Below are 12,079 nucleotides of genomic sequence, written 5' to 3' on the forward strand. Positions count from 1 at the left end.
TGCACGCTACCCGCGACCTCCGACGTGGGGCGGCAGCCGCACCGGTGCACCGCATAGGCTGGAAAGATCATGCGACTCCTCCTCATCCGACACGGTCAGACCCCCGCAAACGTGCTCGGCCAGCTCGACACCGCACACCCGGGCCCTGGGCTCACGGAGCTCGGGATGCGCCAGGCCGCCGAGATCCCGAACGCCCTGCGCGACGAGTCGATCGACGCCGTGTTCGCGTCGACCCTGGTGCGTACGCAGCTGACCGCCGCGCCCCTCGCCACCGCCCGCGGTCTGTCGGCCACGGTGCTCGGTGGGATCCACGAGATCGAGGCCGGTGACGTCGAGGGGCTCAGCGATCGCGATTCGGTGCGCGTCTATCTCGAGACGGTGTTCGCCTGGGGTTCCGGCGACCTCGACTTCGTGATGCCCGGCGGCGCAGACGGCCACAACTTCTTCGGCAGGTTCAACGCCGACATCGCCGAGATCGTGGAGTCGGGCGTCGACACCGCCGCGGTCGTCAGCCACGGCGCCGCGATCCGCGTCTGGGTCTCGGGCAACGCGACCAACGTGCCGCGCAGCTTCGCCGGTGAGCACGATCTCGGCAACACCGGCGTCGTGGTGCTCGAGGGTTCGTTCGACGCCGGTTGGCGGCTCCTCGAATGGGAGAGCACGCCCGTGGGCGGCGCCGACCTCGACGACATCGCCGCGCCGGACCCGACCGGCGAGACTCTCGACGAGGCGCGAGGCTAACCCCGTCGCGCACCGTGTCGGTGCGATACCGTCGGGGACATGCTGAAGATACTGCCCTTCGTAACGGAGCTGCGTGACGAGGTACTGGCCCTGTCTCTTCGCGCCTGGGGGCCGGTCTTCCCACTCGTAGAGAAGACGGTGCCGCCCTTCGTCTACGCGGCCTTCTATCCCGGAGGCTGGAGCAAGCGACAGTACGACGATCTGGCCGCGGTTCTCGACGGTGAGCCGGAGAACGTCGACGTTGCATTTACCGGGGAACGACTCGCCGGCTGGGTGTGCACCCGACTGCACACGGAGGACCGCATGGGCGAGATCTACGTTCTCGCGGTGGATCCGGACTCTCAACGACAGGGTGTTGGCCGGGCGCTCATGCTGCACTCGATGAGTAGAGCGAAGGCGGCCGGTATGGGCATGGTGATGGTAGAGACAGGCGACGATCCCGGCCATGCGCCTGCTCGCCAGGCCTACGAAGCGAACGGATTCGAACGCTGGCCCGTCGCCCGCTACTTCAGAGACCTCACCGGCCCTCTATAACGATCCGGCCGTTCGGGCGGAGCGGCCGACCGACGGATCGCGGTTGGCGAGCACCTCGTCCATGTGGGTCTCGGCCCACGACTTGAGGCCGCGGATCAGCTGCAGGAGCGAGAGACCGAGGTCGGTCAGTTCGTAGGTGACGGTGACCGGCACCGTCGGAGTCGCGGTGCGCGAAACGAGTCCGTCGAGCTCCAGCGAGCGCAACGTCTGGGTGAGCATTTTCGGGCTGATGCCGGCGAGGGTTCGTGCCAGCTCGGAGTAACGCATTGCCCGAGGGTCTCCCGAGCAATCCGGCCCGCTGCCCAGCGCGGTGACGATCAGCGTCACCCACTTGTCCGAGATGCGATCGAGCAGCTTTTGGCTCGGGCACTCGGCCAAGAAGGCGTTGTACTTCGCTTTGCTCTCGGCTCTCATCTCGGCTGCCGTCATCGTGGCCATTGACCGTTCCCCTTACCTGCCGGCGACTAACGCACTTCATGGTGCGTACTTCCTGAACGAAAGCAACATATCAATACTGAAGTAACAACCCGTTCGGCACCACCCCTTTGATTCCTGTGAAAGGCACAATCGTGATCTCGACATACTCCGCCCTGCCCGGTGGAAGCTGGTCCCTCGGCGACCTCACCGTCTCCCGTTTCGGCTACGGCGCCATGCAGCTCGCCGGTCCGTGGGTCATGGGTCCGCCGGCCGATAGAGACGGTGCGCTCGCGGTGCTTCGCGCGGCCGTCGAGCTGGGCATCACTCACTTCGACACCAGCGACGCCTACGGCCCGCGGTTCACCAACGACGCTATTCGGGAAGCACTGCACCCGTATTCCGACTCGGTTCACATCTCCACGAAGGTCGGCGGTACGCGAGACGCCCAGGGCGGCTGGCCGACTGCCCGGCGGCCGGAAGAACTGCGTGAACAGGTTCAGCACAATCGTGAAGTACTCCGTCTCGAGACGCTCGACCTGGTCAACCTCCGGCTCGGCAACGCCGAGGGTGTCGTCGCCGAGCCGATTGCAGAGTCGTACGAAGCACTCGTCGACATGCAGAACGAGGGCCTGATCCGGCACCTTGGTGTGAGCAACGCCACCACCGAACAGGTCGCAGAAGCGATGGCCATCTCGCCGATCGTCATGGTGCAGAACATGTACAACATCGCTTCGCGCCAGGATGACGCGCTGGTGGACATGCTCGCGAGCGAAGGCATCGCCTTCGTGCCCTTCTTCCCGCTCGGTGGCTTCAGCCCGCTACAGTCCGCAGCACTCTCGGCCGTCGCAACGCGCCTGGAGTCCACGCCGATGTCGATTGCGCTCGCCTGGCTGCTGCAGCGTTCGCCGAACGTCCTGCTCATACCCGGAACGTCGAAAGCGGCCCACCTCCGAGAGAACGTCGCGGGCGCCGGGGTGACGCTCACCGCCGACGACCTCGCCGAGCTCGACGCGATCGGCGGCTAGCGCCACCCGGCCGCCGGCGCCACGTGCTTCACGATGCTCTCGAGCAGCGCGGCGTTGTAGTCGACGCCCAGCTGGTTCGGCACCGTGACCAGCACCGTGTCGGCGGCCTGCACCGCGGCATCCCGAGCCAGCTCTGCCGCGATCACGTCGGGCTCTCCGATGAAACTGCGTCCGAAGCGGGCGAGGCCGCCGTCGAGGTGGCCCACCTGGTCTTTGCCCTCGATCTGGCCGCGCAGCCCGAAGTAGTTGCGGTCGGCATCGGAGACCAGCGGGATGATGCTGCGACTCACCGATACACGCGGCTCGAAGGCGTGGCCCTGCTCCTTCCACTCGTCGCGGAAGATCTGGATCTGCTCGGCCTGCAGCTCGTCGAATGGAACTCCGGTGTCTTCGGTCAGCAGGGTCGAGCTCATCAGGTTCATGCCCTGCTCGGCTGCCCACTTGGCGGTGGCGCGCGTGCCGGAACCCCACCAGACGCGTTCGCTGAGCCCCGGAGACTGCGGGTCGATCGCGAGACCGCCGCCCATCCCACCGGTCATCGCCGGGTTGGCCTGAGCCACCGCGGCGCCGTCGATCGCCGCCCGGAAGATCGCGGTGTGCCTGCGGGCCTGGTCGGCATCCGTCTCGCCGTCGGCGGGTCCGTAGCCGAAGGACTCGTAGCCGCGCAGTGCCGTCTCCGGTGAGCCGCGGCTGAGCCCGAGCTGCAGGCGCCGGTTGCCGATGAGGTCGGTGATCGCCGCCTCCTCGGCCATATAGAGAGGGTTCTCGTAGCGCATGTCGATGACGCCGGTGCCGAGTTCGATCCGGCTCGTGCGGGCCGCCATCGCCGCCAGCAGCGGGAACGGTGAGGCGAACTGCGGCGCGAAGTGGTGCACGCGAACGTAGGCGCCGTCAACACCGACCTCTTCGGCGGCGACCGCGAGTTCGATCGTCTGCACGAGCGCGTCCTGCGCTGTGTGAACGAGCGAGCCCGGCACATCTTGGTAGTGGCCGAAAGAGAGAAATCCGATGCGCTTCATGATGGATGCAGCGTATCGCCGACACCTGCTATTCCCGATGCGTACGCATGGAGAACCGGATGGAACGGGTTTACGATTGAGGTCATGGCGAAGCAATTCAGCAACGAACCCGACGCCCGCCGCTACACCCTCCGCGACGGCGACAGCCTGCTGGCCACGGTCGACTACTCGAGCAACGGCAGCGCTATCTCATTCACACGCGCATTTACCTCCCCCGATCATCGGGGAAAGGGGCTCGCCGCAGAGATAGTCGAGTACGCCGTCGACGACGTGGAGACGACGAGCGAGCTGCGCATCGTCCCCATGTGCTGGTACGTCGGCGAGTGGTTCGACAAGCACCCCGAGCGCGCCAGCCTGCTGACGAGGTAGCCCGGTGCCCGCGAGATTCCGAGACCGGCTGGACGCCGGAACCAGACTCGCGGATGCGCTGCGAGGCTTCGAGGGACCGCAGACGATTGTCCTGGGGTTACCCCGTGGCGGCGTCCCGGTGGCCAGCCGCGTGGCGACCGCTCTCGGCGCTCCCTTGGACGTGCTCGCCGTGCGCAAGCTGGGAGGTCCGAGACATCCGGAATTCGCCGTCGGGGCGATCGGCGAGACCGACGTGCGGCTGGTCGACGCGGAGGCGGTGCGGCTCACCGGACTGCGCGACGACGAGCTCGCCGTAGTCGAGGCCGACGAGCGACTCGAACTCGCGCGTCGACTGCAGCTCTACCGCGGCGGGCGGCCCCGACTCGACCTGACCGGCAGGCGTGCGATCGTCGTCGACGACGGCGTGGCGACGGGAGCCACCGCCGCGGTCGCCTGCCGGGCGGCGCGGCGACTGGGCGCGACCGAGGTCGTGCTGGCGGTGCCGGTGGCCCCGCACGACTGGGAGTCGCCGCTCGCCGGCGAGGCGGACCGCTTCGTCGCGGTGATGACACCCCGCGACTTCTGGGCGGTGGGCCAGTGGTACGAGCGGTTCGACCAGACGACTGACGACGAGGTTGTGGCGCTTCTTGCCTGAGCGCCGGATAGACTCGCCGCCAAGCGATGCGACGGAGGTGACGGGGTGACGGTGCTCGAGAATCCGACCGGATCGGTGTCGATCCCTGCCTCGTGGTACCCCTGTCCGGTCGATCCGCGGCTGTTGCGCTGGTGGGACGGCACGGTCTGGACCGCCCACACGATGGACGTCGCCGCGACGCCCGACGCCGTGGCCGAAGCGGTCGTCGAGGTGGCGGAGGCGGAGGCCCAGGTGGCCGCGTCCGTGCACGCCGCGTGGTCGCCCACGTTCGCGCGCGACGTGTTTTCACCCACCGAACGCAAACGCGATTTCGAGATGCCCGTGTACACACCGATGGGCACCGTCTCACGACCGAGCGAGTCGGAGATCCTCTACCTGCTCACGGGAACGAGCGCGACGACGATCTGGGTCTGGCTGCTGGCCGTCGTCCCGCTGGCGCAGGCGGGGGCGACCGCGCTCATCGCCGTGTCCCTCGACGGCTCGACCGATGGGGCGCCGTACGCCTGGGTGGGGCTGTCGCTGTTGCTCTACCCGCTGCTCGCCCACCTCGACGGTCGCGAGCTGCGGCGACGCCGACTCGCGAGCGTCGCCGGTGCGTGGGGGCTGCTGCCGCCCGTCTACCTCTCCATCCGCGCCGCCCGAGCTGGTCGGTCGTCGGCCGGACCGCTCGTCACCTGGATCGTCCTCACTCTCGCGTGGGGCACGTCGGTCACGCTGAGCCTGCTGGCGTAGCTGCGAGACTAGGACCATCGATACTCTCACCGCCTTCTTCAGCGACCTGTTCACCCCCACCGCTCCGCTGGACATCTCACCGCTCGCGCTCGTCGCGATCGTCGCGGTCGCGGCGCTTCTGAGCGTCCCCCGCGTCACGTGGCAATGGTTCGGACTCTTCGCCACCCTGGTGCACGAACTCGGCCACGCCTTCGCCGCGGTGTTGAGCGGCCGAGTGGTGCACGGCATCCGCATCCGGCGCAACCACTCGGGCGACGCCATGTCGAGCGGTCGCGGGGTCTTCGGCACGGTGCTCAGCGGCGTCTTCGGCTACCCGGCTCCGGCGATCGTGGGAGCTGCACTGTTGTGGAGCGTCTTCGCCGGGTTCACCGCGCCGGCGCTGCTCATCGGCGGAGTCATCCTCGTGCTCACCGTTCTCGTGATCCGCAACCTGTTCGGCGTGCTCGTGGTGCTGGCGTCCGCGGGCGTCGCGGCGCTTCTCTGGTTCTACGCCTCCCCCGAGACCCAGGGCTACGCCCTTCTCGTGCTGGGGGTGGCGCTGCTCGTCGGGTCTGTGCGCGGACTCGCGACCGTGGTCGGGGTCCACACGTCGAGGCGAGCCCAGCTGCAGACCTCAGACGCGTACCTGCTGTACAAGCGCACGGGCGTTCCCTCGCCGGTGTGGCTTGCGCTCTTCGCCGCGCTCATCGCCGCCAGCGTCGTGTTCGCGATGTGGAGCTACCTCTCGCGATAACCCCCGTCTGCGGGGTTTGATTTACCCTCACCACTCAATAGCATTGCTGAGAGTGGGGGGTGCGCGATGACGGGGTTCGAGACGCGCACCGGCGTGCCCGCGGCCTGGTATCCGGACCCGCAGGGTCCGCCGTTGCTGCGATGGTGGGATGGCTCGGGGTGGACGCCGCAGACGATGGACCCGCGCAGCGCGGCACCGACCGCGTCCGACGAGTCCGTCTCCGTGCCCGTCGATTCGGCGGTCGAGGGCTCGGCAGCGCGGATCGTCGAACCTATACGTCGACCTACGTGCCGATGGCCGGGTCTGCGTCGACGCCTGCACGGCGCTCGACCTACGTCTCGATTCCACAGAACACCGGCAGCTCGCAGACGGGCCCCATCTGGTTTCTCGCGCTGTACCCGCTGATCTCCGTCGTGGTCACGCTCGTGCTCGGCGCGATCGCCGGAGGGATGACCGGCGCCGTGCCGCAGTTCGCGGCCGGCGGGGCGTCGTTGATCGTCACCATCATCCTGTGTTCGAGTGACAGCAGGCTGCTCAGGGAGCGCGGCTACCGGCCTCCGGGTTGGGGCTGGGGGTTCATCCCGATCGTCTACTTCATCCTGAGGCTCGTGCGCGTCGGCAAGGACTCGCTCTGGCCGTTCCTCGTCTGGGTCGGGCTGCAGGTGGTGCTCTGTGTGATCATCCTGTTGGCGGTGCTGTTGCCGCTGCTCGCGGGCGGCGCGTTCGACGGACCGATATCGCAGAGCGAGCGTGCCTCTCAGCTCACACCCGCAGGCATGGCCGAACAACTCGGCGCCGACCTGACCGAGGCCGGTATCGACGTGACGAGTGCCGTGTGTCCTCCCCTGCCGTCGACCGACGCCGGCACCGAGGTGCAATGCCAGGTGGAGACCCCCACGAGCACGATGTACGTCGTCGTCGCGGTCACGCCCAGCGAGCCCGGCACGGCATTCGTGGTCAACGGCGGCCGGGCAGTCGACAAATAGCCGCGCGATCGTATCAAAGTCGTGATCGTAGTTCAGTAGCAGGTGCGGGATTGGCCGCCGCGATCACGAGCGGTTAGCGTGAGGCATGGCCGAAATCGACGCGATAGTGGTGGGCTCCGGCCCCAACGGGCTGGCGGCGGCGGTGACGCTCGCCCGCGCCGGACTGAAGGTCGTGGTCTACGAGCGCAACTCCACCATCGGCGGCGGTTCGCGCACCGCCGAGCTCACCCTGCCGGGATTTCTGCACGACATCTGTTCGGCGGTGCACCCGATGGCTCTCGCCTCCGGATTCTTCCGCCGGTTCCAGCTCGACAAGCGGATCACTCTGTCTGTGCCCGAGATCTCGTACGGGCACCCGCTCGACGGCGGACGCGCGGGCATCGCCTGGCGCGACATCGAACGAACCGCCGACGGCCTCGGAGTCGACGGTGCCGCGTGGAAACAGCTGATGGGACCGCTCGCCGCCAAGGCCGACCGGGTGGCACAGTTCACCGGCTCGCAGTTGTTGCAGGTTCCGCGCCATCCGCTCACCGTCGCAGCCTTCGGCCTGCGGGTCTTGGAACAGGGACTGCCCACCTGGAATCTCCGCTTCAGGGACGACGTGGCGCCGGCGATGCTCACGGGGGTCGCGGCGCACTCGATCCGGCCGATGCCGAGCCTGTCGACCGCCGCTGCGGCACTGTCGCTCGGCACCTACGCGCATGCTCGCGGCTGGCCCATCCCCATCGGCGGAAGCCAGTCGATCATCGACGCGCTCGCCGACGACCTGCGCGCGCACGGCGGCGAGATCATCACGGACACGGAGATCCAGTCGCTCGACGACCTCCCGGACTCGACAGCGGTGCTGCTCGACGTGAGCGCGAAGGCCCTCCTGCGGATCGCCACGCTGCCGCCCAGCTACGTGCGCCGGGTGGAGCGGTTCAGCTTCGGCAATGCCGTGGCCAAGGTCGACTTCGCCCTCTCCGGCCCGGTGCCGTGGGCCAACGACGACCTGCGGCGCGCGGGCACGCTCCACGTGGGCGGTACCCGTGCGGAGATCGCGGGAAGCGAGGCGGATGTCGCGGCCGGGCGTCACAGCGACAACCCCTACGTTCTCGTCGCCCAGCCGTCGCTCGCCGACCCGAGCCGCGCTCCCGCCGGAGCGCACGTGCTGTGGGCCTACACGCACGTGCCACGCAACTCGCACCTCGACCAGACCGAGGCGATCACCCGGCAGATCGAACGATTCGCTCCCGGGTTCCGCGACGTGATCCTCGCCTCCTCGAGTCTCAGCGCGCAGGACATGGAGAACCACAACCCGAACTACGTCGGCGGCGACATCGCCTCCGGCACGGCCAGCGTGCGCCAGTTGCTCGCCCGCCCCGTGCTCTCCCCCGAGCCGTGGCGGACGCCAGCGCCCGGTGTCTACCTCTGCTCGTCGTCGACCCCGCCCGGACCCGGCGTGACCGGCCTGCCCGGCTACTACGCGGCGCGCAGCGCTCTCGCGAACGAGTTCGGCATCACCGCCGCGCCGTCACTCGCAATCCACCAACCCGCACTGTAAGGACCCGCAATGTCGACCAACGTCCGTGTCATGAACTGCTCGCCCGAAGACGTCTTCGCGGTGCTGGCCGACGGATGGCTCTTTCCGACCTGGGTGGTCGGCGCCTCCCGCATGCGAGACGTGGATGCCGCGTGGCCGCAGGTCGGCTCGAAACTGCAGCACTCGTTCGGGGTATGGCCCGCGCTCATCAACGACGAGACCACCGTGCTCGAGTACGACCCGCCGCGGCGCCTGGTCATCCAGCCGAAAGGCTGGCCCATCGGCGAGGCGCGTGTCACCCTCGAGGTGAAGCGACGACCCAAGGGCTGCGTGGTGCGCATCACCGAAGAGGCGGTCGAGGGGCCGGGTTCGTTCGTGCCGAAGCCCGTTCTCGATGTTCCGCTGTTCATCCGCAACGTCGAGACCCTGCGCCGTCTGGCCTACATCGCCGAGGGCAAGAGCGACAACGGCGAGGTGTGACATGGTCGACGACGACCCAACCAAGGTGCGCAACCAGCCGGCGTTGACCACGTCGCGCGGGCTCGAATGGCTCGTGATCGGCGGCATCTCCGCCGTGTTGTGCGTCGGCGTGCTGCTGTTGCAGGCGCCGACCGACCCGCTCGTCGCGGTCGGCGGGTCGGTTGTCGTCGCGGCGCTGTTCGTCGCGATGATCGTGGTGCGCTACGCCGTGACACCTCTGCGTCGGCGACTCGGCCTCCTCGCTGCGCTCCTCGGCGTCATGCTCGTCGTCACCATCGCCGCGCTGCTCGTCGTGCTTCTGGCCTGATCCGGCTTCCGCTCAGCGACGCTTGGTCACGACGCTGGCGACGGCGGCGCCGAGGGTTGCGACGGTCGCCGCGCCTATGCCCCAGGCGAGGCCGCGGTTTCTGATCGCCCACACCTGCGGCGAGACCGAATGTGCCTGGTCGCTGAAGATGCCGGTCGAACCGTGGTCACCAGCGACGGGCGCGTAGAGGTTGTTCGGCAGCATGGGCTCCGACTTCTCCGGGGCCTGCTGGCCGTCGTATGCCGTCTTGGCCATGAACCAGTCGAGAAAACCGGCTCCGAAGCGGTTGCCGAGCACCGTCGCGACCGTGGGCTCGCCGACCCAGGTGCGACGGCGGGGCTTCTCGGCGACGGCGGCGATCGCGCGCGCCCCCACCTCGGGCTCGAAGATCGGGGCGACGGGCATCGGATGATGCGGCAGCTGCGACTTCACCCAGTTGAACTGGATGGTGTTGAGGGCGGGCATGTCGACGGTCGAGATCTTCACCGCGCTGCCGTTGTGGATGAGCTCGGTCGTCACAGATTCGGTGAAGCCCTGAACGGCGTGCTTCGCGGCGCAGTAGGCGGCCTGGAGCGGGATGCCGCGGTGCGCGAGCGCCGAACCGACCTGGATGACGTGACCGTTGTTGCGGGGAACCATGCGGCTCAGCGCCGCGCGCGTTCCGTTGACGAAGCCGAAGTAGTTGACCTGGGTCGCGCGTTCGAAGTCGGCCGGATCCGTGCTCAGGAACTCGCCGAACACGCCGACCATGGCGCCGTTCACCCAGAGCTCGATCGGTCCGAGCTCGGACTCGACGCGATCGGCCGCGCGCTCGACGGCCTCTCGGTCCGAGACATCCGTCGACACGCCGATGGCGCGCTGCCCGAGTGCCTCGACGTCGGCGACCGCACCGGCCAGTCCGTCTTCGCCCCGGGCGAGGATCGCGACGTCCCAACCGCCCGCTGCCAGCTCTCGGATCACTGCTCGGCCGAGGCCCGCGGAGCCTCCGGTGACGACTGCGACTCTGCTCATGGTGTCTCCTTCGTAGGGGCGAACTCCCACCCTACGAACGAGCACCGGGATCGAGACATCCGCTGCGCGGGCTTGACCGGCGCCCGTCGGTGTGCCGTGTCGGCGCGAGCCGTCGGCACCTACGACTAGCGGCGGCGGCCGACCTGCGACACCGGTCCGCTTACGGCAATTGCCCCCTACAGCGCCGTCGTCTTCTCGGCGGCGTCCGTCGCTTTCTCGAAGTTGCGCCGCGGAGTCGCCGTCGCGGTGAGCGACGCCAGATCGGGCGGAACGAAGGCGCCCACCAGCCAGCCGACGACGAGGCGGAACTTGCGAACCGGTGTGGGCAGAGCCGCCGCGTGATACGCGCGGTGCGACAGCCAGGCGGGCAACCCCTTCAGTTGAACGCCCCTGATGTTCGCCGCTCCCCTGCCGAGGCCGTATTCGGCGACCGTGCCCAGCGACTTGTGCCGGTACTCGGCGAGCGGTTTCCCCTCGATCGAGGCGATGATGTTGTCGGCGAGCAGTCGCGCCTGGCGCACCGCATGCTGCGCGTTGGGCGAGCAGTAGGCCGGCTGTTGTTCGGCTTCGAGGTCGGGAACCTGAGCGTTGTCGCCGGCCGCCCACGCCCCGGGGACGACCTCGCCCTTCTCGTCGGTGACCTGGAGGTGGGCGTTGGCGACGACGTGGCCCTTGGGACCGCGAGGCGCGTCGGTCGCGTTCAGCGCGGGGTTGGGTGTCACCCCGGCCGTCCACACGATGGTGTTCGCGGCGAGCCGTTCGCCGTCCTTGAGCGTGACGACCTGGTTCTCGCAGCTGGTGACGGTGGTCTTCAGATGCACGGTGATGCCTCGCTGGCGGAGTCTGTCGAGCGTCCAGCCGGAGAGGCGTGGGCCGACCTCGGGAGCGACTCGGTCGAGAGCCTCGATGAGGTGCCAGTTCACGTCGTGGCCTGCCAATTGCGGATGCGCCGCGAGGGCGCTGCGCGAAAGGTCGAGCAGTTCGGTCATCGCCTCCACCCCCGTGTAGCCGCCGCCGATGACGACGAAGGTGAGAAACCGACGACGGTCGTCGTCGAGGCCGGCCGCTGCAGCCTGAGCGACGCTGTCGATCACGCGGTTGCGCAGATAGAGCGCCTCCTCCACGGACTTGAACCCGACACCGTTCTCTGCCAGGCCGGGCGTCGGGAACACGCGTGTGATCGCGCCGAGAGCGAAGACCACCACGTCGAAGGTGAACGTGCGCTCGGCGCCACCGAGCAGCCGCACCCGCGCCTGCCGGTCCCACGTGCTCACCGACTGCACGCTGCCGCGGATGACGGAGGTGCGCTTCAACGCCTGCACGAGCGGCACGGCGACGTCTCGGGGGTCGACGTGTCCGCCGGCGACCTCCGGCAGCAGCGGGTAATAGGTCATATACGAGTTCGGTTCGATCACGGTGACATCGATGCCGGGGTGACGCTCGAGACCCCACGCCGTGTACAGGCCGACGTACCCCCCGCCGAGCACGAGCACGCGGGTCTTCTCGCGGGTGCCTCGCGCTCGTACTGACGGGTCGTTACGGCGGCTCGGTCGCATGAATAGCGCCTCT

Annotated in this window: 16 protein-coding genes; 12 read left to right on the forward strand and 4 right to left on the reverse strand. The window is 68.5% G+C overall.

The window, feature by feature from the left end:
• The first annotated feature begins 69 nt into the window (after positions 1-69).
• Together ABIE21_RS03535 and ABIE21_RS03540 are read left to right on the forward strand one after the other, a co-directional pair.
• Positions 70-741: a histidine phosphatase family protein gene (locus tag ABIE21_RS03535; RefSeq protein ID WP_354023398.1), complete on the forward strand. Its 672-nt coding sequence runs from the start codon at positions 70-72 to the stop codon at positions 739-741.
• Between the two features lie 39 nt (positions 742-780).
• Positions 781-1,275: a GNAT family N-acetyltransferase gene (locus ABIE21_RS03540; RefSeq protein ID WP_354023399.1), complete on the forward strand. Its 495-nt coding sequence runs from the start codon at positions 781-783 to the stop codon at positions 1,273-1,275.
• Here the strand turns inward: ABIE21_RS03540 and ABIE21_RS03545 are convergent.
• Positions 1,270-1,713, reverse strand: a complete 444-nt coding sequence (locus ABIE21_RS03545) for a winged helix-turn-helix transcriptional regulator (RefSeq protein WP_354023400.1) — start codon at positions 1,711-1,713, stop codon at positions 1,270-1,272. The two genes, ABIE21_RS03540 and ABIE21_RS03545, sit on opposite strands and share 6 nt — an antisense overlap.
• A gap of 134 nt (positions 1,714-1,847) precedes the next feature.
• On the opposite strand from ABIE21_RS03545, the gene ABIE21_RS03550 reads away from it, so the two are divergent.
• Complete coding sequence (locus tag ABIE21_RS03550; protein ID WP_354024397.1) at positions 1,848-2,717, forward strand: oxidoreductase; 870 nt, start codon at positions 1,848-1,850, stop codon at positions 2,715-2,717.
• Here the strand turns inward: ABIE21_RS03550 and ABIE21_RS03555 are convergent.
• Complete coding sequence (locus ABIE21_RS03555) at positions 2,714-3,736, reverse strand: LLM class flavin-dependent oxidoreductase (RefSeq protein WP_354023401.1); 1,023 nt, start codon at positions 3,734-3,736, stop codon at positions 2,714-2,716. The two genes, ABIE21_RS03550 and ABIE21_RS03555, sit on opposite strands and share 4 nt — an antisense overlap.
• An 84-nt stretch (positions 3,737-3,820) precedes the next feature.
• Between ABIE21_RS03555 and ABIE21_RS03560 the strand changes: the two genes are divergently transcribed.
• The 9 genes from ABIE21_RS03560 (at position 3,821) to ABIE21_RS03600 (ending at position 9,499) form a co-directional block, all read left to right on the forward strand.
• Entirely contained in the window at positions 3,821-4,105 is a 285-nt protein-coding gene (locus ABIE21_RS03560; RefSeq protein WP_354023402.1) for a GNAT family N-acetyltransferase, read from the forward strand.
• A gap of 4 nt (positions 4,106-4,109) precedes the next feature.
• Positions 4,110-4,739, forward strand: coding sequence for a phosphoribosyltransferase (locus ABIE21_RS03565; protein ID WP_354023403.1), 630 nt, complete (start codon positions 4,110-4,112; stop codon positions 4,737-4,739).
• A gap of 45 nt (positions 4,740-4,784) precedes the next feature.
• Positions 4,785-5,471, forward strand: a complete 687-nt coding sequence (locus ABIE21_RS03570) for a DUF2510 domain-containing protein (RefSeq protein ID WP_354023404.1) — start codon at positions 4,785-4,787, stop codon at positions 5,469-5,471.
• 73 nt (positions 5,472-5,544) lie between these two features.
• Positions 5,545-6,204, forward strand: coding sequence for a M50 family metallopeptidase (locus tag ABIE21_RS03575; protein ID WP_354024398.1), 660 nt, complete (start codon positions 5,545-5,547; stop codon positions 6,202-6,204).
• A 66-nt stretch (positions 6,205-6,270) separates the two neighbouring features.
• Complete coding sequence (locus tag ABIE21_RS03580) at positions 6,271-6,609, forward strand: DUF2510 domain-containing protein (RefSeq protein ID WP_354023405.1); 339 nt, start codon at positions 6,271-6,273, stop codon at positions 6,607-6,609.
• Positions 6,498-7,190, forward strand: coding sequence for a hypothetical protein (locus tag ABIE21_RS03585; protein WP_354023406.1), 693 nt, complete (start codon positions 6,498-6,500; stop codon positions 7,188-7,190). Before ABIE21_RS03580 ends, ABIE21_RS03585 begins: the two co-directional genes overlap by 112 nt.
• Before the next feature lie 85 nt (positions 7,191-7,275).
• Positions 7,276-8,733, forward strand: coding sequence for a phytoene desaturase family protein (locus tag ABIE21_RS03590; protein ID WP_354023407.1), 1,458 nt, complete (start codon positions 7,276-7,278; stop codon positions 8,731-8,733).
• A 9-nt stretch (positions 8,734-8,742) separates the two neighbouring features.
• Positions 8,743-9,192, forward strand: a complete 450-nt coding sequence (locus ABIE21_RS03595) for an SRPBCC family protein (protein ID WP_354023408.1) — start codon at positions 8,743-8,745, stop codon at positions 9,190-9,192.
• A gap of 1 nt (position 9,193) precedes the next feature.
• Positions 9,194-9,499 carry a hypothetical protein gene (locus ABIE21_RS03600; RefSeq protein WP_354023409.1) on the forward strand — a complete coding sequence of 102 codons (306 nt, stop codon included), beginning with the start codon at positions 9,194-9,196 and terminating at the stop codon, positions 9,497-9,499.
• A gap of 12 nt (positions 9,500-9,511) precedes the next feature.
• Here ABIE21_RS03600 and ABIE21_RS03605 read toward each other — a convergent pair whose 3' ends face one another.
• Positions 9,512-10,510 carry an SDR family oxidoreductase gene (locus ABIE21_RS03605; protein WP_354023410.1) on the reverse strand — a complete coding sequence of 333 codons (999 nt, stop codon included), beginning with the start codon at positions 10,508-10,510 and terminating at the stop codon, positions 9,512-9,514.
• Positions 10,511-10,686: 176 nt separating this feature from the next.
• Positions 10,687-12,066, reverse strand: coding sequence for an NAD(P)/FAD-dependent oxidoreductase (locus tag ABIE21_RS03610; RefSeq protein ID WP_354023411.1), 1,380 nt, complete (start codon positions 12,064-12,066; stop codon positions 10,687-10,689).
• Positions 12,067-12,079: the final 13 nt, after the last annotated feature.

Source organism: Conyzicola nivalis, assembly GCF_040548875.1.
Lineage (GTDB): Bacteria > Actinomycetota > Actinomycetes > Actinomycetales > Microbacteriaceae > Conyzicola > Conyzicola nivalis_A.